We start from the raw sequence: 26771 nt of genomic DNA on the forward strand, positions 1-26771 counted from the left end.
GCTTTCTTGTTGTTCCTTTTTTTAGTAATACTAGTGTACCTCACAAATCCTTACAAAAACAATAGGAATTAAAATTATAAACAAGCAGTGGTAATTTTATCTATAAAAAAATAGCATGCCAGTATTACCTAGCATACTAATTTTTTTGATTTTAATTGAATATTACTGTACAAAAGTGGTGAAAAAAATAGCCGTTAATCATTTGGCATGTTTTAAGGCACTAACGATAATCAGTACCCAGCCGGCTAAAAATAACACCCCACCTATTGGTGTAATTGCTCCTAGTACTTTAATGCCGCTTATCGCTAACACGTATAGGCTTCCGGCAAAAAAAACAATCCCTAGATTAAAGAAGATACCTGCTAACTTTAATTGTTTAACCTCACCTAGCAATTTCGAACTCATCAATAGACCGATTATAAGTAGACCCGTAGCATGGAACATTTGATATTGCACTGCTGTTTCCCAAATGCCAAGACCGTAATCATCTACTATATCTTTTAATGCATGTGCACCAAATGCACCTAATGCTACTGCTAAAAAACCATGAAGTGCACCTGTGACAATAAATTTTTTCATCTCATTTACCCTACCTTTTTTCATCTTAATGCTCAACATTGCTAGTCTTTAGGAACGTTTAAGCGCACAATCTAAAAATCAAAAATCGAATCACCGTTTGCGCCATCGTCATGTTTTATTTTTGCTGTATTTAATGTAGATGGCATTTGCTCTGTACTTAACATTTGCGGTAAATGCTTTGCCTGAATTTGTGCGTTATTTGTAGGTAAATCCAGTACCACATCACATAATGCACGAATGGCTGTCAGTGCCTCACGAATTTGCTGATCATTCGTTGTATTTTTTGCACTGGCTAATTGTTTTTCAAGTTGCTGTATGACAGCTTCATATGAAATCATTGCGCTCTCTCACCTTCTACTTTTGGCACAAATTTTAGGCAGTCCGTGCCAGACGATTGTTTGACAACTACTGATGGTATTTGCTTTGTTTTAAAGCCGTATGCTACACAAGCACGCGGTGTTTGCGGGTCCCATGTTACTTTAAAATATTGACATTTAAAACAATTTACCTGCATTGCTGTGCCTCTCTTTCTTCTATTATTAACTGTATCATGATTTTTATAGTGTATAAAGCAAACGATTTGTGCCACTTTATCCTAAACACCAATCAATTGGTTGCTCTCCCCATTCCATTAACTGCTCATTAATCTTTGAATACGGTTTGCTTCCAAAAAAGCCTCTATAGGCACTTAGTGGACTTGGATGTGGTGCTTCTAAAATCACATGCGATGTTGAATGTTGACAAATTATTTGCTTTTTGCGCTGTGCAGGCTTGCCCCATAGCACAAAGATAATCGGTTTTTGTCTAGCTGCAAGTTTTTCGATAACAGCATCCGTAAACTGTTCCCAGCCCTGGTTCTTATGGGAATTGGCCTGTCCCGCTCTTACTGTTAGTACAGTATTTAAAAGCAATACACCCTGCTGTGCCCACTTCGTTAATGTACCATGCTGAGGTACGGGGCAACCTATATCGTCCTGTAATTCTTGTAGCATATTGCGTAAGCTTGGCGGCTTTGGAACATCTGGCTTCACAGAAAAGCTTAAGCCATGCGCTTGGTTCGGACCATGGTATGGATCTTGCCCTAAAATTACAACCTTTACATCACGAAAAGCCGTACAGTAAAATGCATTCATTACATCGTTTATCGGTGGATAAATCGTTTGTGTCGAATATTCATGTGCCACAAATTGACGTAACTGTTGATAGTATGTTTTTTCTAATTCATCTGCTAGTATTGTTTGCCAATCATTTGGGAATACTTCTTTCATTGAAATTACAAGCCCCTTTCTTTCTTACAACGGTACAAAAAAATAATGTGTTATTCAAGTTTCAATTTATACTGACCTTATAAAAATATTGATTTCTGACTATTTTTACAGAATCAGAATAGGACTATACTTAACGGTAGATTAAACTATTCAAAAACGAAGGAGATCTTTAACATGGCTCTTAAAAAAACTTTAACAATTGCAGGCTCAGATACATCTGGCGGCGCTGGCATGCAAGCAGACCTTAAAACATTCCAAGAACATGGCACATACGGTATGGTGGCACTAACAGTAGTTGTTACAATGGATCCAAATGGTTGGACACATAATGTAACACCATTACCAACAGAGCTTCTTCAAAAACAAATTGATACAGCATTATCTACAGGCATTGATGCAGTAAAAACAGGTATGCTTTCAACAGAGGAAATCATTCGCATAGCTGGTGAAGCAATCGCAAAATCCGGTACTTCTAATGTTGTCATTGATCCTGTTATGGTATGTAAAGGTGATGATGAAGTATTAAATCCTGGAAACACTGATGCTATGATTCAATATCTTCTACCACTAGCTGCTGTTACAACACCGAACCTTTTTGAAGCTGGTCAATTAGCTGGCACAGGTACACCTAAGTCAATTGATGAGATGAAAACAGCAGCGCGTAAAATTCATGAGCTAGGTGCAAAAGCCGTTGTCATTAAAGGTGGCAAAGCGTTAGCAACAGAAAAAGCAACAGACTTATTTTTTGATGGTGAAACATTCTACTTGTTAGAATCAGAAAAAGTAGCTTCTACTTATAACCATGGTGCAGGCTGCACATTCGCTGCATCTGTTACAGCAAATTTAGCAAATGGTCTATCTGTAAAAGAAGCTGTTATTGAAGCAAAAGAATTTGTATCAGCTGCCATCGCTCATGGTTGGGCGTTAAACGACTATGTTGGACCAGTAATGCATGGAGCGAAATCTCGCTTTGGAGCACCTGTAGTGACTGTAACTGAAATTTAACAAATGTAAAAGTACATTTAAATAGTAGATAGAGCACTAATCAATGTGCTCTCATCGCTTATAGAATATAAAAAGGTATCTAATTAGAACTGACCTATACATCGTGCTTACAGGTCAGGTTTTTTCTAATTAGATACCTTTTTTTACATATAGTTAACCATTAGTTCGAGCCGATAATCCCAAGGATCGTTCATAGAGATAAAACTAGCTAATGCTTTACTTTCTTTTTTACGCTCTGCACGTGCTTTTGCCCGTTCAGAAGCAGTCTCATGCAGTTTAGTTTCCTCTACTGTTTCAGGTATAACGCGCGGAACTGCAGTAGGCTGGTTATGTTCATCAAGTGCGACAAAGGTTAATAATGCTGTAGCAGCAACTTTTCGCTCACCTGTTTTGAGATTTTCGGAAATAACTTTCACAAATACCTCCATCGAAGAAGTCCCTGTCCATGTCACATAGGACTCAAAATAGACAGAGTCAGTCGGTCGAATGGGTTGTAAGAAATCGACCGAATCTGTTGAAGCAGTGACACAATCTCTTCTACTATGTTTGGCTGCAGAAATTGATGCGACTTGATCGATATCACTCATTAAACGACCACCAAAAAGTGTATTATGATTGTTTACATCATTCGGAAAAACACGACTTGTCCGCATAACTCTAGATTCTTTACAGAACTTATAATCCTTCATCCCATCAAATCCCCCTATTACTTATTTTTTGTTCCTATTATAATGCAATATTTTAATTAAAAAATCAATATAGTTGTCTGAAAATTAAAAATTTTACTTTTACACAATAAATTAGGACAAGATACCGTATCTCGGCATATGCCATATATTAGCTGTATATGGGAGGGAGACGTATGAAAAAACAAAAATCTGAGGAAACAACTGAAGAATCACGCTTGTTAGCTGGAGAAATAACTTCTTCTAAAGTTGAAGTAATCGCATCAATTATATTAACTCTTGGTTACTCACTATCCACCCTTGCCACGATATTAGCGTTACAGGAGGAGGAAGAGGATGCACAATTACTTGCTTCTAATTCACAAGATCAAAATCAACAATTCAAACAAATGTGCAAACAATTACAATCCGTTAATAGTCGTTTAGATTCCATTGAAAAGAAGCTCAATCGTTATTAAAAGGTACATATCCTATTCGCTCCGCTATTTGCTAGAAAGCTTTAAGAGTAGTCTTATTTTTGATGTGCATACATGTAAAAAAACCACAATTCTCCGTCATAAAGAGAATTGTGGCTTTTTTACTATACTATGATAATGAGCTTTCATGTCTTCTCTTCACGCTACAGCTCTAAACCTAATTATGCAGAAGGACGTCATCTATTGTACCAAGATAGAAATCGTTTTTGTCTTACTTAAAATTCCCTTCTGCATAGTAAACTGTCACTCTACGAGAGAGAAGTCAAATATGCAACATCTTTTTGTTTTGTGAAACCGCATACAAATTCAAGCGACACTTTTTGTACATATTTGCTTTCACACTCTATATATTGATACATTACAATAACTTTTTCAAGGATTTTGCTTAAAAAAATAACAAGAGAATCATAAACTTTTGCGATTTCACTATTTTACCCAATTTTAAAATATGAGTATTTGCCTCAACAAAAATTTGTCATAAAAAGGTCATTCAATTTCCCTTTGTGACCTTTTTTGACTATACTTAAGAAAGAAATAATCGAGAGGAGTGTTAAGATGCAAGAAGTACAAGTAGAGACGTTGCAAGAATTACTAAATTCTTTCGCCAACAAAGACGTTTATATCCATCTTGAGACGACAAACGGTTCTTACGCAGCACACTATGATGAAAAGTTTTTTAATGCCGGTGCATTCATTCGTAATGCAAAAATTAATTACGAACTGGCTAAAGTGGTAGATGCTTCTCCACATCGTGTCGGCTTAAAAATGGCACATGGTTGGGTGTATGCTCAAGGCATTACACATTATGAATTAGATGAATTAGGCCGTTTGTTAATGGCTGGACTAGACTATTCCGGTAAATTGGCGATAGCACTTGAAATTAGCGAAACGCCGTTTACTTATTAAGGGGGACAACTATTTGAATTTACAACCACAACGTCATATTTTAATTGTTTACCCTCACCCAGATGATGAGGCTTTTTCAGTTGCTGGAACGATTGCCTATTATACAAAGAAGATGAATACACCTGTTACATATGCCTGCTTAACTTTGGGTGAAATGGGTCGTAATTTAGGAAATCCACCTTTTGCTACGCGGGAATCGTTGCCAGAAATACGCCGCAAGGAGCTAGTAGATGCAGCGGATGCTATGGGTATTCAAGATTTACGTATGCTTGGCCTACGGGATAAAACTATTGAATTTGAAGAAGATGAAAAAATGGTCAAACTCATGGAAGGCCTAATCGAAGAATTAATGCCATCGCTTATTTTCACTTTCCTTCCAGGCTTTGCAGTGCATCCTGACCATGAAGCAACAGCACGTGCTGTTGTTGAGGCTGTTCGTCGCATGCCTAAAGCAGCGCGACCTCAAATTTTCGGGTGTGCCTTCGCCAATGATACACTCGAGAAAAACGGCGAGCCACACGTTCAAATCGATATTCGCGAAATGAAGATGGATAAATTAAAGGCATTACAAGCTCACGCTTCTCAAACAGGTTGGATGATGCAAGAAACTGAAAAGCGCATTGACGACGGCGAGCCAATGAGCGAAAGCTGGCTTAATGTTGAAAAGTTCTACATTGTTAACCCTGACAATTATATAAAATAATACAAAAAGCGGTTGTGCCCTAAAGAGGTCACAACCGTTTTTATTTAGCTACTTTTAATTTATTGAACACATGCACAATCATCGTCAAAACAAAGGCAATCACTAATATAACAAAAAACAAATAATGAGGTACATATATACCAAACACAGTCACTAACATCTTAAGTGCAATGATGCCAATAATGATAAAAGCCGTTGCCTCTAGCTCTGGTATTTTTTCAATTATAATTAAAAATAAACCTGCTATTGTTCGCATCATTAAAATACCTATCATTCCGCCTATTAATAGTACCCAAACTTGATCAGATATCGCAAAGGCAGCAAATATTGAATCAATTGAAAAGGCAATATCCATTAACTCTACAGAAATAACCGTTGCCCAAAATACGCCAAAAATACGTACCATTACTCCGGACTTTTTTACTTCTTTGACACTATCCTCTTGTCCTAGTTGTAAAAAATGAGCAATACTAATCCATCCTAAATATAAAGCCCCCAACACTTTAATAAACCAGAATTCTACTAGATACACACCAATTCCAATAAATAAAAAACGGAAAAAATAAGCGCCAAGCATCCCATACATTAATGCCCGTTTACGTTGCTTATCCGGTAAATGTTTGACAAGTACCGCTAGTACGAGGGCATTATCTGCTGAAAGTAATCCCTCAATTACAATGAGCGATGAAATTAATCCCCACGATACTGGATCTGCCAATACTTTTTTCCACATGTCCCAATCGAAAAATTGCATATATGTAGATAGTATCCCATGAATAATGTCCAACTGCTTCCCCCCTACTTGTCCTAAACTAATCTAGTATATGCTCGCCAATCATCGTTATGAGGTGTCACCCACTTATCATTTTTAAAAATTTATAACAATTCAATGACTACTAAACTCGAATAACGGACGTTTTTTCTCGAACATAACAGATTATGCTGCCCCAATAATACACTATGATAAAAATAGACACCGAAAATTTAGAATTTACTAAAAATTTATAACAAAAATAGAGAAAAATATGCTATCATAGATGAATGTTTTATACGTAAAACGGAGGATGAATACTATGGAAGTAGCTGATACTAAAACTGTGCAAGTAGAAAATATTTTAATTGCACATCACTTTTTAAAAGATGTAGTGGTGCATACACCGCTGCAGAAAAACGATTATTTATCGGAGAAATATGGAGCCCACATTTATTTCAAACGTGAAGATTTACAACATGTTCGCTCTTTTAAACTACGTGGTGCTTACTATAAAATTAAAAAAATTGAGGAAGAAGCTCGCGAAGCAGGTGTAGTTTGTGCAAGCGCCGGAAATCATGCGCAAGGTGTTGCGTATGCCTGTGCACAACTAAAGATTCAAGCCAGCATTTTTATGCCTCAAACTACCCCTAAACAAAAAATCGACCAAGTCCGAATGTTTGGTCGTGATTATGTTGAAATTATTTTAGCAGGAGATACGTTTGATGATGCTGCTGAAAGTGCAATGGTCTATTGTGAGGAACAAGATAAAATCTTTATCCACCCTTTCGATGATTTCGACGTCATCGCTGGACAAGGAACTGTCGCTGTTGAAATAATGAATGACATGGAAGAACCAATCGACTATGTATTCGGTAGTATTGGCGGTGGCGGATTAATGTCAGGTGTTTCAGCTTATGTGAAAAACCTCTCCCCCAACAGTAAAATTATCGGTGTAGAGCCAGCTGGCGCAGGCAGTATGAAGGCCGCGTTTGCAGAGGGCGGTGCAGTGGCTCTTGATTGGATTGACAAATTCGTTGATGGTGCTGCCGTAAAATGCGTCGGTCACCACACATATGATGTTTGTCGTCGTTACTTAGACGATATCGTACTCGTACCCGAAGGAAAAGTATGTACAACAATATTAGATTTGTACAATAAACATGCTATTATCGCTGAACCAGCTGGCGCATTATCAGTCGCTGCTCTCGACAGCTATAAAGAAGAAATTAAAGGCAAATCTGTCGTCGTTATTATTAGCGGTGGTAATAATGACATTGGGCGTATGCAAGAAATTAAAGAAAAATCTTTAATTCATGAAGGATTACTATACTACTTCATCGTAAGTTTCCCACAACGTGCAGGTGCACTACGCCAATTCCTTACAAGTGTTGTAGGGCCAAATGATGATATTACTACTTTTGAATATACAAAGAAAAACAACAAGGAAAGCGGCCCTGCGTTAGTAGGCATTGAGCTTGGTAATCGCGATGACTATGAAGGATTACTAAGACGTATGAAAGAATTTGGCTTCAACTACAAAGAAGTAAATAATGATATCCAATTATTTGGATTACTCGTATAAGGGTAGTGCCAGGCACTCAAACAATTCTGAATTCCACCAGTAGCATATTTTTAATCACCAAGTAAAAATCCACATAGACTCCTGCGGGAACTGCACAAAATGTATGACGTAACAGTCGCGACAGCGACGGTTGCGGCTACATTGTGCCCGCGGAATTTAGTGTCAGTCACCCAAACAATTCTGAATTCTGCCATTAGTAAGCTCCCCAAGAACATAGCATAGACCCACCCTACAAATAGGGACAATACGAGTCCTAAAAATTTCAAAATTAGTATACAATTTTTTTGGCAGGCGAATCCTCTTTTAACCGAAAATCATATTTGTTTGCATTTTGATATTTCGGGTCTATATAGCTTGACTTCTCATCACTTTTTGAGGCTTTTTGAAATTTGGGAAAAGATGTATATTCTTCCTCTTTCCATATCCAAATACCCTTTTCTCCTTTTTCTTTATGAAATACATTCTTTTGTAGTTTATTTTTTTGATTGGTTGTAAAATAGTTGGAGATAAAAATCCGCGATGGACCAGCGGTTAAAACATTTTTTTCTATCACATTGTTTTTTGTATCATGTTGTAATAATAGCTGTCCCCCTTCAAGCCCCTTCGTGTCATTTCGGTAAAGAATATTTTGAGAGATAGTCGAATTGATCGTACCTCCCCGATCTTCATCATACCCACCAATCGATATCCCAGTGTAAAAGTTTTCATAAATAATATTGTTTATTATTTTAATGTTATCAGCGTATTTTTTAGCATGTTCAGAGGTTGCTTCTATTCCAATATCACTTTTATAAACGGTATTCTTTTCAATGGTTATATTTTTTCCACCATCTACATAAATTCCACCAGCAGCATAATCCTCCCCATAAGCTGGATTGCCGTAAGAGGATATTTCATAAACTACATTATTCTTTACGATGCCATTCCGCACAAAGTCCACTTTTTTATCATTTGAAATACCTTCATAACCAATTAGATCAATCCCGATATTATCACTACGGCGAACTATATTATTTTCTACTTTAAAACCGTCAATATTTCCATTTAGAACAAGAGATTCACTTGCCCCTAGTTTCAAGTCCTCCAACGTATTATTTAAAATATGTATATCTTTCATTGTGCCAGTTCCGTATATAGCCATCCCATGGCCATTTCCATCATCTGCATGGGTTTCAATGCTTTGCACATGATTATTTTCTAGTGTAATATGGCTGCTAGAACCTGTTACATAAATACCCATTACTGTTTCGTCTGCTAAATCAGTAGATAAATCCTGGATAGTTAGTCCACTGATGGTCACGTAATTTTTATTATTTAATACCACTAAGGCTGTATCCCCTTCATCATCCTTTAAGTCCTTTCCACTAAGAACAACCCTCTCCTTGTTGTAGGCTTTAAATGTAATTGGTTTCGCCTTGGTGCCACTTTGTTTTACGACAAGTTTTTCATAATAAATTCCTTTTCGTATGAGGACAGTAGTACCGGGATTTGCTTCTGAAGCCGCTTTTTTTAATGTTCGAAATGGCTTTGATTTTGTACCAACATTTTGATCATTTCCATTTGTCGCAACGTAAATAGTTTGATCCTGCTTATCTTCATTATTGTTTAAAACAAAGACAATCACCATAGCAGCTGCAACCAAGAGGAAAAAACAAATTTTTTTCATTAAATCATTCCTTATTGAATATATTTCATAACTTTAATAATACATTTAATTTAAGTGCCAGGCACCCAAACAATTCTGAATTTACACTAGGACAATAAAAACGCCCATACTAATGTATGGGCGTTTAATCTTTATCCTAGCAACGCACGGTCTGAATTCATTTTCTCGCCACGGATGCGTTCAAATTCAGCCATTAAATCTGGAATTGTTAGTTGGTGTTTACGATCCTCACCGACTTCCAAAATGATTTGACCTTTATCCATCATAATGAGGCGATTTCCTAAATCCAATGCTTGTTGCATATTGTGGGTTACCATCAGCGTTGTAAGGTTATCCTTTTCAACTAAATGCTTCGTAATGCGCGTAATAAGCTCAGCACGCGAAGGATCAAGTGCCGCTGTATGCTCATCTAGCAATAAAATCGATGGCTTCGTAAACGTGGCCATTAAAAGTGATAACGCCTGACGCTCACCACCAGAAAGAAGACCAACCTTAGCCGATAGACGATTTTCCAAGTTTAAGCCAAGCATCTCTAATGATTCCTTAAAAAATTGTCGGCGCTTCTTATCAACGCCAATGCGTAATCCTCGACTCTTATTTCTTGAATAAGCAAGTGCTAAATTTTCTTCAATCGTCATTGTTGGTGCTGTCCCCGCCATAGGGTCCTGAAACACTCGCCCAATAAAATGCGAGCGTTTATATTCGGGCAATCCCGTCACGTTATTACCGTCTATTAAAACAGAACCAAAGTCAGGTGTTAACGCGCCTGAAATCATATTCATCATTGTTGATTTACCAGCACCATTACTACCGATAATTGTAACGAAATCGCCTGGTTTTAAATGCAGGTTTATTTCAGCAAGTGCAATTTTTTCATCAGGTGTACCTTCATTAAAAATTTTGTTAATGCCGTCTAATTTAAGCAAGGCCTTTTCCCCCCCGCTCTACCGGTTTTTGAGTACGTTCTGCTGCACGCTTTGCTTTGCGCTTTCGTTCTTTATTTTTATCGACAAACTGCGGTACGACAAGCGCTAAAATAACGATAATAGCAGTGATTAATTTCATATCGCCTGAATCAAGGAAATCAACGCGTAATGCTAACGCTAAAATGATGCGGTAAATAATAGCACCTGCGATTACAGCTAAAGTAGTTCGCATAATTGTTTTTGTGCCAAAGATTGCTTCACCTATAATGACAGAAGCAAGGCCGATAACAATCATACCGATCCCCATACTAACATCCGAGAACTTCGAATATTGTGCGATTAAAGCTCCAGAAAATGCGACAAGTGCATTTGAAAGACCTAGCCCAAGAATAATAAGAGTATCTGTATTCGCAGAGAAGCTACGAATCATACGTTTATTATCACCTGTTGCTCGGATAGCTAGCCCGACCTCAGTTTTTAAGAACCAGTCTGCAATAAATTTAATTAAAATCGTGATGAGTAAAACTACAATCAACGTACCCCAAGTTGACGGTACTTGCTGAATGCCGATGCTTTTTAATACGTTATTTAATGCATCATCAATACCTAAATTACTCCAAAATGTTTGAAACTTTGAAAATAACGTTTCAGAGTTTAATAATGGAATATTCGGACGACCTATCGTATTTTCTGCAGTTAACCCCATGATACGTAGGTTAATAGAATACAAGGCAATCATCATTAAAATCCCTGATAAAAGCGGATTGATCTTCCCTTTTGTGTGAAGAATTCCTGTCATACATCCTGCAATAAATCCAGCAACAATTGCCACTAAAGTCGCTAAGATTGGGTGGTAGCCAAGCAGAATCATTGTCGCTGCTGTTGCCGCCCCTGTTACAAAGCTTCCATCAACCGTTAAATCCGGAAAATCTAACACACGGAATGTTAAGTACACACCGAGTGCCATAATTGCATAGATGATTCCTTGCTCCACTGAGCCAAATATTGCTGTAAACATCGTTGAATCATCTCCTAAAAAAAATTATCGTATCATTCACGTCTCGTCGTAATTGCCTCTTTATTTTTTCGAGTTTGCTCGAAAAGCAACTCAAAATCTATGGCATCCGCCGTGGGCTTTATCTTGACTCAGCTAGGTTTTAAATCCCGCTGTATTGGTAGTACTTTGGCATTCATTCCCCACTATAGAAGCAACAGACTTCTGCAGAAGCAAGTTAAAATGAAGATAAAGCGGGGTTAATCCTCCCCCGCTTCAGCTTAACATTGACTTCACTTATGCATTATTTCTCTAAAAGCTCTGCGCCCCAAGAATCTTTAATTTCGATTCCTAAATCATCAGCTACTTTTTTATTCACTACTAATTTTAAGTTTTGAGGATATTGAGCTGGTGTATCAGCAGCCGTAGCCTCACCTTTTAAAATTTTCACAGCCATTTGACCAGCCTCATAACCGATATCATAGTACTCAAAGCCGAATGCCGCTAAGCCACCACGTTCCACAGAATCAAGTTCTCCTACAATAAGTGGTAATTTATTTGCATTAGCAACATCAATGACAGATTCTAATGCAGAAACTACTGTATTATCTGTAATGATATAGAATGCATCTACTTTACCAATTAATGATTCAGCAGCTTGTTTTACATCCGCTGACGTTGCAGCTGAAGCTTCTTTTACTTCAAGCCCTTGCTCGGCCATAGCCTTTTTCACTTCTGTTACTTGTGCTACTGAATTTTGCTCACCAGCATTGTAGACCATACCTACATTTTTAGCACCTAGCTCTTTTAAGAATGCTACCGTTTTAGCAATCGTTTCAGGGTGTAAATCAATCGTACCTGTTACATTTTTCCCTGGTTTCTCCATTGATTCAATTAGTTGCGCACCAACTGCGTCTGTTACCGAAGTAAAGATAATTGGCGTTTCACTAGTTGCAGTCGCTGCCGCTTGTGCAGAAGGTGTAGAGTTAGCAAAAATTAAATCTACGCCATCACTTACTAAGTTGTTGGCAATTGTCGTATTCAGACTGTTATCACCTTGTGCAATTTGTTGATTATATTCCACTTTTAGACCAGAGTCTTCAATTGCTTTTTTAAAGCCTTCCGTTCCAGCATTTAAAGATGGATGCTCAACAATTTGAGTAATCCCGATTTTATATGTTTTTTGATCTACACTACCGCTCTCACTTGCATTATTCTTTTCGTCGCCTTTTGAATCAGTTGAACTAGAACCACCGCTACCACAAGCAGCAAGCAGTAATACTAATCCAAATAATAGGAACGACAGTTTTGTCATATTGCGCTTCACAATTAATCCCCCCGACTAATATCTCTATTATCTATCACACTTCACTCTAGCAAAGTGTGAATGTATCGCTATATTATCGTTATTATTGATATTCGTCAACAACATTATGAATGTTCTGACTTTTATATTTGACAAAATATTTTACCTTTTCATTCAATTTTGCGCTTTAAACCGCTAAATTGCTGTATTTCTCGTTCTATAATTCTTTTGTAATATAATAAATAATTGTATGGCAATTTTTCGAAATTTACAGGTTACTTCCCTAATCCAAAAGTCTATAAGACCATAATAGAGTTTGGGACAAAAGAGAAAAAACGTTAGATTAACCACAGTCAATCTAACGCTTTTTTACTAGATCGCTGATGTCGGCTACGGCTGGTGCTTTCCGCGGGCACACCATAAGCCGCAACCCTCGCTAACGCGCGGATTGTTGCGTCTAAAATCGTGTGCTGTTCCCGCAGGAGTCACCCCCCTTCGCTACCATCAACTAGTGTTCACTTCTATATTTCACTATTGCAAAAGAGTGAAATAGCTAAAGCTTCATTCATTTGGCAAAACGGAAAGTTACCATTAATTAAAATCCTTTTGCTATATCGTTGATATCCAATTCGGCTGGTGCTTTCCGCGGGCACACCATAAGCCGGAAGCGTGCGAGGTGTCCGCATCTTGCATTGAGTGCAGGGGTCTGCCTTCACTGCGCCATTTGAATTAATTACTTACAGATTCAATAGTAGCAAAAATTCGCGAGTAAACATCTTGAATATTCTCTTTCTTTTCCAACTTATATCTCCATGTATGTTCTTTAATTTTCTCATCTGTTCCTAAATCGAGAAATCCTGTTGCGAAATTAGCAGGGTCAACATCGATAATATCATCATACTGAGCACCTTCATTGACAAATGGTACATGTACTTTAGTCGTTTGCATAAAAAATGTAGGAATTTTTAACGACCTATAAGCAGCTACATATTGGTCATCATCTGCTTCTTGTAAAAATTCTTTCATAATCATAATAGCATCTAGCTCTTTAGATAGGGATTCCGTATTATTTTTTAACTCCTCAAAAGTAATATCTTGAAAATCTATATTTTCTTCCCTTACTTCTGGAATCGCCCCAATTACCCCAATTTTTAAATCTCGCCCTTGATAAATTCCAAATTCTGTATTTACACACCCAACTAAACAGATTAAAACCCCGATAACCAAAGATGCAATTTTCTTCAAACGACATCCCTCCAGTTACGGATAAGTTCATTTTACTTTACCTAACTAATAACCTAATACATCCCGTTTTGTCCTTAAGATTGTTAACGATGCATAATAATTACTCGTTGAGGCAACTGAATAAGTAGCACTGAAAATTGTAGTGACTCCAGTAGTGCCTGTATGTGTAGTTGATGTAGAATCATAAAAATTTCCATTCACTGTATAATAAAAATGACCATTGTATAATTCAACTACTATTGTACCTTGAAAAGATATTGGGTTTGCTCGAAACTCTTGAAGAAGTGTTTTCGTATTTGTATCTATATATTGTGCACCACCACCACGGCACACATTCAGATATACAAGAAGAGTTGGTTTATAGGATCTATTGGGAATTGTTATCGGTGTACTAGTAGCTAACCAGCTACATGAAGATTTTGGCGCAAGAGACCTTTTTGCTCTAGAATTAGATTGAACTAAATTATCTGACATAGCTTCATAAGCCTCTTCTAAAGAGACGCCTTTAATTTTTGCATATTGTTCAGCAACTTGCTCATCTGTAAGTTCAACAATAAACTCTTCATCTGAATTCAAAATTTCATCCAACTCTTCCTCACTCATATTTTTCCCATCTAATATATTGATTACATTTGAATTAGTATCATCATTAGCCATTACATCCGAATCAACTAATAGAAAAAAATCAAAAGATATAGTGTGAATTTAAGTATCCTCATTGCACGCCTTTTTCCTTTTCCAAATTCAACTTTTATTACTTAAGTCATCTGAAATGTTTGCTATAGCAAATTTAAATATACTCGAGTTAATTTAATTTTATCGAATCCAATACCGACATTTCAACCGACATTTTTTCTGTCGGTAGACCAGTACCTTACACTTAAAAATTGGTAATTCTTATACCTCACCCAATAGATGCAATACTACGAATATTCTAGCTTTACACATTTTACACATAGCTATTTACAAACCCGCATGAACACTGGTATGATTGCACTTGCTCTACGTGGTTCGTAACCATCCCACGAAAAAAAACTAAGGAGAAATGAATATGAAAGTGAAATTTTTAGCAGCAAGTGGCATTATTGCCGCGCTTTATATTGCTGTTACTTTACTAGTCGCACCATTCGGGTTTACAGAGGTGCAATTCCGCGTTTCGGAAATTTTTAATCATTTAGTTGCCTTTAACCCTCGCTTTGCCGTTGGGATTATTATGGGTGTCTTTATTTCTAATTTATTTTCACCACTCGGTGCTTACGATTTAGTTTTCGGCGTTGGACAGACAATGATTACACTTGGCCTATTTATTGTTATTTGTAAATTTGTAAAAAATACATGGGCACGGTTAATCATTAACACCTTATTATTTACTTGCACGATGTTTATCATCGCCTTCGAACTGAACTTAGCACTGGAATTACCATTCTTTTGGACATGGTTAACAGTCGCAGCAGGTGAATTTGTTGTATTAGCAGTCGGTGCGCCGATTATGTATATGCTCAATAAACGCTTAAATTTCAAAAACTTGATTTAACAGACGAGTCTTTTTAGATTCGTCTTTTTTTGTCCTCACAAAGCTTTTGCGACTTCGTTAATCCTTGCATCAAGAATCCATTTTCTTTTTCTTGACACTATTTTGAAAATACTTTAAAATTTTTCAATAATAAATGCTATGAAGAAGAATAGTAGCAAGAATTTGTACTTTTAGAGAGCTGATGGCAGGTGCAAATCAGTAGTATGAACTTGTGAATGGACTTTGGAGCAGCCTCAGTAAAATGTGGCCGAACTAACTCCCCGTTACAGGAGTACACAAGCGCGCAATTTTGCGAATAAAGGTGGCACCACGGTTACTCGTCCTTTTTATAGAGGGATTGAAGTGGGTTTTTTTTATGGAAAATTAGAATAGAGGAGTCGAGAGTAGATGAGTACAACAGTCGAGCAAAAAGGATATTTTGGTGAATTTGGAGGCAGCTTCGTTCCTGAAGAGCTTCAAAATGTTTTAAATATTTTAGATGAGAATTTCCAAAAATATAAGGATGATGCAGATTTTAATAATGAACTAGATTATTATTTTCGTGAGTATATAGGACGTAAATCGCCACTATATTTTGCTGAGAACTTAACAGAGCAATTAGGTGGCGCTAAAATTTATTTAAAGCGTGAAGATCTTAATCATACTGGTTCTCATAAAATTAATAATGTACTAGGTCAAATATTACTTGCAAAACGTATGGGTGCTAATCGTGTAATAGCAGAAACAGGTGCAGGTCAACATGGTGTTGCCACAGCAACAGCTTGTGCAATGTTTGGCATGGATTGTACAGTCTATATGGGGCTAGAAGATACAAAGCGTCAAGCATTAAACGTATTCCGTATGGAGCTACTCGGTGCTAAAGTCGTTGCGGTTGATAAAGGGCAAGGTCGTCTAAAAGATGCAGTAGACGAGGCATTTGCTGATTTAGTAGAAAACTATGAAACAACTTTCTATTTATTAGGCTCTGCGGTAGGACCACATCCTTTCCCTTCAATGGTGAAGCATTTCCAATCGGTTATTAGCCGAGAAAGTCGTGAACAAATTTTAGAAAAAGAAGGTAAGCTCCCTGCAGCAGTGCTTGCTTGTGTTGGTGGAGGCAGTAATGCAATTGGTGCATTTGCAGAATATATCGCTGATGAAGGAGTTCGCTTAATCGGTATTGAGCCCGATAAAGCAGCGACATTAAATGAAGGTACTCCAGGTGAATTACATGGTTTCAAATGCTTACTATTGCAGGATGCACAAGGCAATCCACTGCCAACGTATTCTATCGCCGCTGGTCTTGACTATCCTGGCGCAGGACCTGAACATAGTTATTTAAAAACAATCGGTCGCGGTGAGTATGTAACAGTTACAAACGAAGAAGTACTTGAAGCATTTCAAGTGCTTTCTAAAGTTGAAGGAATTATTCCTGCACTGGAAAGCTCGCATGCTGTTGCACATGCATTAAAATTAGCTCCAACTTTATCATCTGAAGAGAGTATTATCATTAATATTTCAGGTCGCGGTGATAAAGACGTTGAACAGGTTTTTAATATGTTGAATAAATAATAGCTCCAAAAGCGGTTGATTTTCGTTGCGTAGATGCGTTTCACTCCAATCAACGGCTATGATTGTTATAAAAATACCATTCCAATACAATTATAAGACTAAAAAAACAAAGGCATCGAGAAATATATTCTCGATGCCTTTTTTCATGTCACACAAGCGTACTTAATTTCGGATAAATTTCCGCCACATTGTCACGTAACTTTGCTTTTAAGAATTTACCGACAGACGTTTTTGGTATTTCATCCAAAAATACAATATCGTCTGGCACCCACCATTTCGCAAATTGACTTTCTAAAAATGCTAACAATTCTTCTTCCGTTGCTGACATCCCTTCTTTTAAAACTACGCAAGCAAGCGGGCGTTCTTGCCATTTGGCATGCGGAATGGCAATTACTGCTGCTTCAAAAATAGCGTCATGTGTCATTAATGCATTTTCTAAATCTACGGATGAAATCCATTCCCCGCCAGATTTAATTAAATCTTTTGTACGATCGGTAATTTTAATAAAGCCATCCGCCGTTCGTACCGCAATATCTCCTGTAAATAACCAACCATCTCGATATGCATCTTTAGTACGCTCATCACGGTAGTATTCATGTGAAATCCATGGACCACGTAGACGTAATTCCCCCATCGTCTCACCATCCCACGGCACCTCTCCATTATCATTGACAATACTAGACTCAATACCAGCCATCGTCATACCTTGCATAGCACGCGCTTCAATTCGCTTTTCAATCGGCCATTCATCCATCCATGACATATAATTCGATAATGCAACGATCGGTGTCGTCTCTGTCATCCCATAGACAACGATATACGGAATACCGTACTTTTCTTCAAAAGTACGAATTAAACGTGTTGGTGATGCCGAACCACCACAACAAATCGCACGTAGCGAACTAATATCTCGCTCCCGCTTCTCCTGTTCCTGTAATGCACCAATCCAAATTGTCGGTACACCTGCTGTTAATGTCACCTTTTCTTGCTCCACTAAATCTAAAATTAAATCAGAAGTAAATTGAGGACCAGGCAATACTTGACTTGCTCCCACATTAACACTCGCAAATGGTAAACCCCATGCATTCGCATGGAACATCGGCACAATTGGCATTACCACATCACGCTCAGCAATACCCATGGAATCGGACATGCTAAGCATCATACTGTGTAGCACTAAGCCACGATGTGAATAAACAACCCCTTTCGGATTCCCTGTCGTTGCACTTGTATAACACATACCAGCAGGTGCTTCTTCTTCTAAATCATCCGGAAATTCGAAGTTTTCATCCGCAGATGCTAATAATTCCTCATAAGACAAAGCATTTGGTAATGTTGTCTCTGGTAGAGTATCTAAATCTGTCATAATAATATAGTGTTTTACTGTCTTTAACTCAGATGCAATATTTTCAATGATAGGGACAAGATCTTCATCGATCATTAAAATCTCATCTTCCGCATGGTTAATAATATAAATTAAATGTTCTTCTGATAATCGAATATTGACCATATGCAATATAGCACCAGCACATGGCACCGCAAAATACGCCTCTAAGTGGCGATGCTGATTCCAAGCGAAGGAACCAATCTTCTTCCCCTTTTCCATCCCCAGCTTTGTAAGCGCATCTGCTAATCGACGCGTTCTTTTTGCCCATTCTCCATATGTTAAACGGTGAATTTTATGTGGGCTTGTACGTGACACGATTGTCTTTCTAGCAAAATAACTTTCTGCTCGCTTAAAAAAGTTTGTTAATACTAACGGTGCTTGCATCATAAAACATTCATCCCTTCTTCTTGTGAATTCCCCCAAACTTTGTAGAATACTAATATCAAATTTGACAGAATAATATTAATATTCTGAATATGATTATATTAAAAAATTAATTACTATGCTATATATTCCAAAAATTTTCTTTTTCATACTCACTTTTTCTTTCTTATCCATCTTTTCCAATACATCCATTCATATCTTTTCTCGACAAAAAAACAGGCGAAGAAAACAAATTTGTTTTCCTCACCTGCTTTATAGTACAAACTTCTGATTTAATATATGTTTTTTATGAAATAGCCTTTTTTTGCAGCTTAATTTTTAATTTCTCTAACATATCGACCGTCATTTTAGCTAAATCATATTCTGCTTTGAAGCCCCATTCATTTTTAGCTGCCTCTGTATTTATAGAGTTTGGCCAACTGTCAGCAATCGCCTGACGCACTGGATCCACCTTATAATCCATACGGAATTGTGGCAAATGCTTTTTAATTTCAGCCGCTATTTGAGATGGTTCAAAACTCATCGCAGTAATATTAAAAGCATTACGGTGAATTAACTTGCTACTGTCAGCTTCCATTAAATCTACAATAGCTTGTAATGCATCTGGCATATACATCATATCCATGTAAGTGCCTTCTTGAATATACGATGTATACTTCCCTTGCTGAATTGCTTCATAAAATATTTCAACCGCATAGTCTGTCGTACCGCCTCCAGGAGGAGTTACATAAGAAATTAAACCTGGGAAACGTACCCCACGTGTATCTACACCAAAACGATTGAAATAATAGTCACATAATAATTCACCGGCTACTTTGTTAACACCATACATAGTTGTTGGGCGCTGTAACGTATCTTGTGGTGTATCATCCTTAGGTGTAGATGGCCCAAATGCACCGATTGAACTTGGTGTGAAAAATTGTAAATTTAACTCACGGGAAACTTCTAACGCATTCATCAGACCACCCATGTTTAAATTCCAGGCAAGTAACGGATTTCTTTCCGCTGTTGCAGATAATAATGCTGCCAAATGCATCATCGTATCTGCCCCAAAATCCTTAGCTAAATCATGCATCCTTTGTCCATCTGTCACGTCCAGTACTTCGAATGGACCCTTTGTATGTTCAAGCTTTCGTATATCCGTCGCTAATACGTTGTCCTCTCCATAAATACTACGAAGTTTTTCTACTAGCTCAGAGCCTATTTGACCAAGAGCACCTGTAACCATAATCTTTTCCATTTCTCTAAACCTCCACATATGAACAATTGTACTCCTGAGAAGCACAATATTTTATACTAAAACATTGATTTAATAACACTTTTGATGAATTTTATTATAAAGTGTTCATATTAAAAATACAACAACAATATGTGCAATTTTCTAAAAAAGAACATAAAACGCCTTGTTATCAGTATATGATTTTGTATTAAAATTGTTCTGACACATTCATTAAAAACACATTTGTACTTTCCATAAATACAATTATCTATTTTTTTACATAAATAAAAGAACCTCTTTGCACTTTTAAAGTCAAGAGGTTCTTCATTTCTTAATTTATTTTTTCATTAAATTGAAAAGCGTTTCACAGCAATTTGCAAAACCTTCGAAACTTTTCGTAATTCTTTTATATAATTATGAAATTGTTGCTGTGCATTTAATTGATCTGCAGTTAACTTAGCCACATGTTTGGTCGAGGCAGCATTCGTATCGGAAAGAGATGTCAACATCTCTGCATCTTCGTTAACTTTTTTCGTATGCTCAGCTATTTCTTGAACTGTCGACGATACCTCAACTATATAAGGCTGGATATTATTCACTTTTTCTAATATTTGATTGAAGCTTGTTGCTGTTTCTGCAGTTACATTTACACCCTTTTCGGTAGCAATTAATACACCTTCCATCATCTTAACAGCATAGTGAGAATCTGTATGGATGTTTTGCACAATAGACGTAATCGTATTAGTTGAATGAACTGTTTGCTCCGCTAGCTTGCGCACCTCGTTCGCAACGACTGCGAACCCTTGCCCATGCGTGCCAGCTCTAGCAGCTTCTATGGACGCATTCAAAGCAAGTAAATTTGTTTGTGCTGTTATTTTTTCGATTACTTCAACCATTTGGTCAATTGTAGCGGCACGTTCAACTAAATTAAAAATAGCTGTATTAGATTTTTCTACCGCTTGTTTAATAGCTTGAATTTGTGTTAAGTTTGCTTGCACAATTTCTGTACCACTCTCGGCTTCGTGTGCAGTGTCATGTGCAAAGCTCTCTACAAGATGCACCTTTTCTAATATAATCTGTACACCATTTAGTACTTCTTCTAATGAAGCTGAATTAGACGCTAATTTTGTAGTTGAAGCAGTAGTTAACTCCGCAATATTTTGCACATCTTTTGCAATTTTATGCGTAGTTGTAGAAGATTGCTCAGAGGATTGTTGCAAATTTTCTGTCATACCTTCTACTTCTTGCGCACTGTTTGTAACCGTATGTAGTAATTGCTTTACTTCTGTTGCCATCTGATTATAGGACAGTACAACTTCCCCTAGCTCATCATGTGCCACGTAGCTCGCATTAGCTGTAAAATCTCCTTGCTCAGCCCGTTTTAATAGTGATTTTAATTGCCTAGTTGGTACATTGACTGCTTTCGTTGCAATCAACCCAATGAAAATAACTAATAGCACAACAAACATACAGACGCTACCTAATAACCAATAACCGAATTGTACATTCTTTTGGTAAGCCTGCTGCTGTTCCTCTGCTCTTTGAACTAAGTAGCTCTGTGTTTCTTCTAAAATTGAATGACTTTGTTGGCTTACAGGCAAATAGGACAGCTCATAAAATCGCTGAAGTTCTTCTGAATTTAACTGCTGATAGTTTTCAACTAAATCTACCTGCTGCGCGAATATCGTATTATACTTCTTTACCTGATGATTCATCTTTTTATCAATCGTTAATTTTTCTAAATGACCTAAAGGCTGTTCAATATTATTTAGAATAGCTGTCATCTCTTGGTAGTCACCACTGGAATCCACTAAGAAATCCAATTGCCTTTGCGCTTCTTCTAGCTCATTTAGCCATCCAATCGGTACAAGCCCCTCGGTATAACTCTCACTTGCATGCCAGGACATTTTCCGTAAATAATCTACACTAAATATACCTATTAGGATATTTGATAGTACACAAACAATCATGAGTACAAGCAGCTTATCTTTTACCTTAATATAACGAAAAAAATGCATCATCTTCGGCTCCTTCTCCAACTCTTACCATTAATCATAGTATGGAGATATAAAGCTAGTATTATGTTTTTGTAAAATTTTCTAGAAATCTGAAGAAATTATCATATGTTCACACGGAACCTTCTTTAATTCCATTCGTTCCCTATTACTAGTTGGTTTTTCCAAAAAACAAAAGGAGGTGAAACTGTTGCAGCTAAAAAAATTAGATAATAGTTTAGCAATTAGTCTATTATTGCTAGGTATTATTAGTTGTCTTTTCGTACATTCTAGCAGTATAGCATTTGAACAGTATGCAAGCTTGTTTATTGTAAAGCAATTTATTTATTATAGCCTTGGATTTTTAATTATGTATGGCGTTGCAACACTTGATATTGAACAACTTAAAAAAATAGGCTGGCCCTTTTATTGGTTTATCGTAGCCCTCACATTTGGCTTATTTATTGCTCCAGAAAGCATCGCTCGAACGATAAATGAGGCGAAATCTTGGTATCAAGTTCCACTTTTAGGATCATTTCAGCCATCAGAGTTTTTGAAGTTTGCATTTTTAATTGTTGTAAGTAAAGTCATTGTTGCCCATCAAGCAAAATATGTACGCCCTTCCTTCCTATCAGATATGCGCCTACTATTTACGATTGGCATTATTACTCTTCCACCGACACTTGCTGTCTATAAGCAACCTGATACAGGCATGGTTATGTTATACATGGCAATGATCATACCGATGATTTACTTCTCAGGCATTCAAACTAAATTACTCGTAATCTTTACAGCCATACCAGTTTCAATTGTGGCTGTTATTGCTACTCTTTATATAAAGTTTAATGATTTTTTTACAGATAAGTTATTAAGTAAATTATCAGGGCATCAGATTTCTCGTATTTATGGGTGGCTACAACCTTATGAATATACTGATTCATCCTTTCAGACTAGACAAGGCTTTATGGCCATAGGTTCAGGTGAGTTTATTGGGAAAGGCTATTTACAAAATAATGTCTATGTCCCAGAAAAGCATACGGATTTCATTTTTTCTGCTATCGCTGAAGAAGTAGGTTTTATTGGAGGGGCTTTTGTTATTGCACTATTATTTTTTGTTATTTACCGTATTGTCCTAATTACGGTACAAGCCAAGGATCCATTTATGACACTTATGGGTGCAGGCATCTCCAGTTTATTAGCATTCCAAATTACGCAAAATATCGGTATGACGATTGGACTTTTACCTGTAACAGGAGTAACGTTACCGTTTCTAAGCTATGGAGGGAGTTCACTACTTTCAAATTTCATGTTGATGGGTATCGTTATGATTATCCATAACTCTTATAAGGGATATATGTTTAAAGTAGGGGACTAATAAAATGCAAGTAGAGAATAAGTACATACCATTCTCTACTTGCTAGGTTAAAGGGGGGATTAATTAGTTAAAAACTCTGTCATACTTGCATTATATTGATCGATAAATATTTTAGCTTCATTACTAGATAATTTTAATGCAGCTAAAGCGGCACCACCCACTGGTAAGCTATAGGCACCCATGAAGTCATACTGATTACTATTCTTTTTATCAATAGCGACTAATTTTTCAATAAATAGCCTCAACTCATTAAAAACTCCTCCAGCTAGCACTACTTTTATACGCTGATCTGCAAACGAATTTTTCTTGTAACAAGCATCTATACTTTGATAAAAAACATGGCATACCTGATCAATAATTGTTTGGGCTTCTCCATCACCACGTTTAGCGCATTCGATTGCTACCTTACTTAAAGGGGATATTGTATCACGTGGATGTCCTTCACCATACACTACTTCAATTATCTGCGGAACGGATTGTAATTGAAAATATTCTAATACTGCTGTTGTTAGGAGCGTTTCAGGACCTCTTTTATCAAATGCTTTAAATACCGCTTTTAATGTGCGAATGCCAATATCATAGCCACTGCCCTCATCATCAAAAATATAACCCCATCCTGCTGTACGCTCAATTCTTCCAGACGAATCTATACTGAGTGTAATCGCCCCTGTACCAGAAATCTGTACAATGCCAGGCTGACCCAATGTTCCCGCATATAACGCGTTCAACCCATCATTCGATAGTGATAGTTGACAGTCTTGAGGTAAAAGAGAGGTTAATAACTCATGGGTAATTTTCTCATTATTATTTTCTGTTACACCAGATAGTCCCGCATGGCACTTTGTAATATGTTGAAATTCGTGAAGTCCCTGTCTTTTTAAATCATTTATTAGTTCTGTTATCGTCTCTGTAAATTGCTCCAAACTCATGGATGTCGGGTTACTTTTACCCGTTTCAGCTAGTGCCATAATTTGACCACGATATGTTGAGATTGTTGCAATTGTTTTTGTTCCACCACCGTCAATTGCCAAAACATACAAGTGCCTTCACCTCTATACAATTTTAATTGTAGATACAATTTCTCCTACCTCAACCCCTGCGTCATTACGCACAAATGAAGGAGACAATGCCTTAATACGCTCAATTGTTTCTTGATTTGTATACTGAATTTGTTCCAATACAGAAGCAATTACATTTGGCCACGGACTTTCTGAGCCATTCATAATTTTCAAGGCAAAACTTACCCCTTCTTTCCTTAGAGCAAAACAATATACGCCCTGTGCCCCGCCCTTCGCCACAATATTAGGGTCCTTTAATAATGCCGTACAAATAAAGTTTTGAGATGCAATGATATGATTATGTTGATTCATTACGCCAGTAAGCTTTATTACTGCTTCACGAATCTGTTGATCATCAATTAATTCTGGTCGTGCTAGCTTTAAATAGGCTAATGCCATATTTTTTAGCGGAATCGCCAAGACCGGCGCACCACAGCCATCAATCCCTGTACGAATTTTCTCCACATCATATTCACTTAAATAAGCAATGTATTTTTTTATCATCTGCTGCAGTGGATGATCTGGCTGGCAATATTGCTTAACATCATAGCCATTTGCTAGACAGGCAGTTAAAAATCCTAAATGCTTGCCCGCACAATTATGAAATAGTTTCCTCTTTTCAAAGCCCTGTTGAATATACTGTGTTTTAGGTTCCTCATTTAATGGATAGGATGCTGCACAAATTAACTCATTTTCATTAATAGGTATTTTTTCTAACAAAGAGACTAATGCCTCTTGATGATAAATTTCACCTCTTTGTGAAGCCAGAAACAATGCACTTTCTTTTGAAGTAATCCCGTACTTTTCTATAAAATCGGTCATAAAAATGGGAATCGCTTGAAATGGTTTTGCTGCAGAACGAAAATACACGGGCTCATAATCTTGACCTACAGAGACAAATTCTTCCTTCGTTAGATTCACAGCACTCATTTGTCCATAATGCACATTTTCCATTAATCCTGAACGATACTCTTTTAAAAATTCTGAGTAAGCCATGAATTAACCAACCTTTCTTTAAACAGACAGCAACTGCTTTTGAGCTTGTAATGCCGCTCCTTTAACAACCCCTTCTTTTAATTGATTTGAAAACTGCAAATCAAAGGGTTGTAATTCTTTCCATATATACTGTCTACACTTTTCACTAAGTAGTTTTTGAAATGTTACATTGTGCTCAATAATTTCTCCACTGACTATGACAGCCTCCGGTTCATATAAACAAACTAGATTATTGATGGCAATAGCTAAAAATGTAGCTACATCTTGTTGAATATTGATTGCCCATTGCTCACCTTGATCAACACAATGCAAAACCTCTTCTATTGATTGAATATTAAGATTTTTAGGCGTCCTTTTTAACAACGCTACTTCAGAAACATACATGGATAGGCATCCTCTTTTACCACAATGACACATTTCACCAAAGGGATTAATCGTTATATGGCTTATTTCTCCCGCTTTATTTTGAATGCCACGATAGACTTCTCCATTTAATAATATAGATGCACCTATGCCCGTTCCAATTCCGACTAAAATACAATTTGAATACTGTGGTGTATAAATATCACCAATTTCAGCATTGATTTGCATTTTTAATTCATTATCTATGATGACTTCACAACCAAAAACACAATTTAAATCTTCTTTTATGTGGCAGTTTTCCCACTTCAATTGCTCAGAGGAAACGATTATTCCTTCCTCGTTATTGATTACTCCTGGAATTCCTATCCCAATGCCTAGTAATTTATCTTGAACAATCTGATATTCCGTCATGATATTATCGATAGACTGTTTCAGTAGATGTAAAGCTTCCTCATATTGATGCCTGATACTACATTTGACTTCTTGAAAGGCAATAAGCTTCCCTAAGAAATCTAATATACCTATCCGAATAGTAAAGCAATCAATTTCTATCCCAATAGTATATAAAGCATCTTCACGCATATGAATTAACGTAGGACGTCTACCAATGGCTGTTTCTTCCGATATTCCTTCTTGAATAAAGCCTTCCGCTTCTAGTTCCTGCACAATGCGAGTAATGGTCGTAGGGCTCATTTTCGTATATTTTGATAATTGAATTCTTGAAATTGGCGCCATCTGTCTTATTGCGTCAAGCACAATATATTTATTTTGCTTTCGCATCTGAACTTGATCTTGCTTTTTCAAAATTGATTCA

At 37.0% G+C, this 26771-nt stretch carries 26 protein-coding genes, 1 riboswitch and 1 other annotated feature; of the genes, 8 read left to right on the forward strand and 18 right to left on the reverse strand.

Translation table 11 applies throughout. The features are described 5' to 3' along the window. Positions 1-198 precede the first annotated feature (198 nt). From ACIQXJ_RS17385 to ACIQXJ_RS17400, 4 genes are all read right to left on the reverse strand, one after another. Positions 199-579, reverse strand: a complete 381-nt coding sequence (locus ACIQXJ_RS17385) for a DUF423 domain-containing protein (RefSeq protein ID WP_401010859.1) — start codon at positions 577-579, stop codon at positions 199-201. 71 nt (positions 580-650) lie between these two features. Continuing rightward, positions 651-917: a YwdI family protein gene (locus ACIQXJ_RS17390; RefSeq protein ID WP_403056226.1), complete on the reverse strand. Its 267-nt coding sequence runs from the start codon at positions 915-917 to the stop codon at positions 651-653. Next, positions 914-1093, reverse strand: a complete 180-nt coding sequence (locus ACIQXJ_RS17395) for a uracil-DNA glycosylase (protein ID WP_340821041.1) — start codon at positions 1091-1093, stop codon at positions 914-916. The genes ACIQXJ_RS17390 and ACIQXJ_RS17395 overlap by 4 nt, the downstream gene beginning before the upstream one ends. A gap of 76 nt (positions 1094-1169) precedes the next feature. Continuing rightward, positions 1170-1847, reverse strand: coding sequence for a uracil-DNA glycosylase (locus tag ACIQXJ_RS17400; protein WP_403056223.1), 678 nt, complete (start codon positions 1845-1847; stop codon positions 1170-1172). A 174-nt stretch (positions 1848-2021) separates the two neighbouring features. On the opposite strand from ACIQXJ_RS17400, the gene thiD reads away from it, so the two are divergent. Then, positions 2022-2852: a bifunctional hydroxymethylpyrimidine kinase/phosphomethylpyrimidine kinase gene (gene thiD / locus ACIQXJ_RS17405; protein ID WP_403056220.1), complete on the forward strand. Its 831-nt coding sequence runs from the start codon at positions 2022-2024 to the stop codon at positions 2850-2852. Between the two features lie 143 nt (positions 2853-2995). Here the strand turns inward: thiD and ACIQXJ_RS17410 are convergent, their stop codons facing one another. Beyond that, on the reverse strand, positions 2996-3541 hold the full coding sequence (locus tag ACIQXJ_RS17410) for an acyl-CoA thioesterase (RefSeq protein WP_337982127.1): 546 nt from the start codon (positions 3539-3541) through the stop codon (positions 2996-2998). Between the two features lie 173 nt (positions 3542-3714). Here ACIQXJ_RS17410 and ACIQXJ_RS17415 point away from each other — a divergent pair, with 173 nt between their 5' ends. The 3 genes from ACIQXJ_RS17415 (at position 3715) to bshB2 (ending at position 5623) form a co-directional block, all read left to right on the forward strand. Then, positions 3715-3996, forward strand: a complete 282-nt coding sequence (locus ACIQXJ_RS17415) for a hypothetical protein (RefSeq protein WP_403056217.1) — start codon at positions 3715-3717, stop codon at positions 3994-3996. A gap of 573 nt (positions 3997-4569) precedes the next feature. Then, positions 4570-4920, forward strand: a complete 351-nt coding sequence (locus tag ACIQXJ_RS17420) for a YojF family protein (protein WP_340821045.1) — start codon at positions 4570-4572, stop codon at positions 4918-4920. Positions 4921-4933: 13 nt separating this feature from the next. Next, a complete protein-coding gene (gene bshB2, locus ACIQXJ_RS17425) occupies positions 4934-5623 on the forward strand; it encodes a bacillithiol biosynthesis deacetylase BshB2 (protein ID WP_403056214.1) in 690 nt (229 codons plus the stop codon). 40 nt (positions 5624-5663) lie between these two features. On the opposite strand, the gene ACIQXJ_RS17430 is transcribed toward bshB2, so the two are convergent. Continuing rightward, on the reverse strand, positions 5664-6410 hold the full coding sequence (locus ACIQXJ_RS17430) for a TerC family protein (RefSeq protein WP_401010873.1): 747 nt from the start codon (positions 6408-6410) through the stop codon (positions 5664-5666). Between the two features lie 286 nt (positions 6411-6696). On the opposite strand from ACIQXJ_RS17430, the gene ilvA reads away from it, so the two are divergent. After that, positions 6697-7959: a threonine ammonia-lyase IlvA gene (ilvA, locus tag ACIQXJ_RS17435; RefSeq protein ID WP_403056211.1), complete on the forward strand. Its 1263-nt coding sequence runs from the start codon at positions 6697-6699 to the stop codon at positions 7957-7959. A gap of 268 nt (positions 7960-8227) precedes the next feature. Here ilvA and ACIQXJ_RS17440 read toward each other — a convergent pair whose 3' ends face one another. The 6 genes from ACIQXJ_RS17440 to ACIQXJ_RS17465 form a co-directional block, all read right to left on the reverse strand. Then, positions 8228-9625 carry a DUF1565 domain-containing protein gene (locus ACIQXJ_RS17440; RefSeq protein ID WP_403056208.1) on the reverse strand — a complete coding sequence of 466 codons (1398 nt, stop codon included), beginning with the start codon at positions 9623-9625 and terminating at the stop codon, positions 8228-8230. Between the two features lie 131 nt (positions 9626-9756). Further along, positions 9757-10551: an ABC transporter ATP-binding protein gene (locus tag ACIQXJ_RS17445; protein ID WP_403056205.1), complete on the reverse strand. Its 795-nt coding sequence runs from the start codon at positions 10549-10551 to the stop codon at positions 9757-9759. Next, entirely contained in the window at positions 10544-11569 is a 1026-nt protein-coding gene (locus ACIQXJ_RS17450) for an ABC transporter permease (protein ID WP_403056202.1), read from the reverse strand. The genes ACIQXJ_RS17445 and ACIQXJ_RS17450 overlap by 8 nt, the downstream gene beginning before the upstream one ends. A 280-nt stretch (positions 11570-11849) precedes the next feature. After that, a complete protein-coding gene (locus tag ACIQXJ_RS17455) occupies positions 11850-12872 on the reverse strand; it encodes an ABC transporter substrate-binding protein (RefSeq protein WP_403056199.1) in 1023 nt (340 codons plus the stop codon). A 708-nt stretch (positions 12873-13580) separates the two neighbouring features. Next, positions 13581-14096 carry a hypothetical protein gene (locus ACIQXJ_RS17460; RefSeq protein WP_403056196.1) on the reverse strand — a complete coding sequence of 172 codons (516 nt, stop codon included), beginning with the start codon at positions 14094-14096 and terminating at the stop codon, positions 13581-13583. A 45-nt stretch (positions 14097-14141) separates the two neighbouring features. Then, positions 14142-14753 carry a hypothetical protein gene (locus ACIQXJ_RS17465; protein WP_403056193.1) on the reverse strand — a complete coding sequence of 204 codons (612 nt, stop codon included), beginning with the start codon at positions 14751-14753 and terminating at the stop codon, positions 14142-14144. 343 nt (positions 14754-15096) lie between these two features. Continuing rightward, positions 15097-15141, forward strand: a riboswitch (PreQ1 riboswitch). 6 nt (positions 15142-15147) lie between these two features. Here ACIQXJ_RS17465 and ACIQXJ_RS17470 point away from each other — a divergent pair. Then, entirely contained in the window at positions 15148-15630 is a 483-nt protein-coding gene (locus tag ACIQXJ_RS17470) for a QueT transporter family protein (protein ID WP_403056190.1), read from the forward strand. A gap of 129 nt (positions 15631-15759) precedes the next feature. Further along, positions 15760-15958, forward strand: a binding site (T-box leader). 59 nt (positions 15959-16017) lie between these two features. Next, entirely contained in the window at positions 16018-17181 is a 1164-nt protein-coding gene (gene trpB / locus ACIQXJ_RS17475) for a tryptophan synthase subunit beta (RefSeq protein WP_403056187.1), read from the forward strand. A gap of 148 nt (positions 17182-17329) precedes the next feature. On the opposite strand, the gene ACIQXJ_RS17480 is transcribed toward trpB, so the two are convergent. The 3 genes from ACIQXJ_RS17480 to ACIQXJ_RS17490 form a co-directional block, all read right to left on the reverse strand. Then, a complete protein-coding gene (locus ACIQXJ_RS17480; RefSeq protein WP_403056184.1) occupies positions 17330-18955 on the reverse strand; it encodes a long-chain fatty acid--CoA ligase in 1626 nt (541 codons plus the stop codon). A gap of 283 nt (positions 18956-19238) precedes the next feature. Beyond that, entirely contained in the window at positions 19239-20192 is a 954-nt protein-coding gene (locus ACIQXJ_RS17485) for an L-threonine 3-dehydrogenase (RefSeq protein ID WP_403056181.1), read from the reverse strand. Positions 20193-20518: 326 nt separating this feature from the next. Then, a complete protein-coding gene (locus ACIQXJ_RS17490; protein ID WP_403056178.1) occupies positions 20519-22192 on the reverse strand; it encodes a methyl-accepting chemotaxis protein in 1674 nt (557 codons plus the stop codon). A gap of 175 nt (positions 22193-22367) precedes the next feature. Between ACIQXJ_RS17490 and ACIQXJ_RS17495 the strand changes: the two genes are divergently transcribed. Then, a complete protein-coding gene (locus ACIQXJ_RS17495) occupies positions 22368-23540 on the forward strand; it encodes an FtsW/RodA/SpoVE family cell cycle protein (protein ID WP_403056175.1) in 1173 nt (390 codons plus the stop codon). Between the two features lie 59 nt (positions 23541-23599). Here the strand turns inward: ACIQXJ_RS17495 and ACIQXJ_RS17500 are convergent, their stop codons facing one another. Genes ACIQXJ_RS17500 through ACIQXJ_RS17510 form a run of 3 tightly spaced genes read right to left on the reverse strand, consistent with a single transcriptional unit; the run spans position 23600 to position 26761 of the window. Continuing rightward, the gene (locus ACIQXJ_RS17500; protein WP_403056172.1) at positions 23600-24580 is read right to left on the reverse strand and encodes an N-acetylglucosamine kinase; all 981 of its coding nucleotides are present in this window, start codon (positions 24578-24580) and stop codon (positions 23600-23602) included. Between the two features lie 12 nt (positions 24581-24592). Then, the gene (locus ACIQXJ_RS17505) at positions 24593-25594 is read right to left on the reverse strand and encodes an asparaginase (protein ID WP_403056169.1); all 1002 of its coding nucleotides are present in this window, start codon (positions 25592-25594) and stop codon (positions 24593-24595) included. A gap of 18 nt (positions 25595-25612) precedes the next feature. Then, on the reverse strand, positions 25613-26761 hold the full coding sequence (locus ACIQXJ_RS17510; RefSeq protein WP_403056166.1) for an ROK family transcriptional regulator: 1149 nt from the start codon (positions 26759-26761) through the stop codon (positions 25613-25615). Between the last annotated feature and the right edge of the window lie 10 nt (positions 26762-26771).

The organism is Lysinibacillus sp. NPDC097868 (genome assembly GCF_044761135.1).
GTDB lineage: Bacteria > Bacillota > Bacilli > Bacillales_A > Planococcaceae > Lysinibacillus.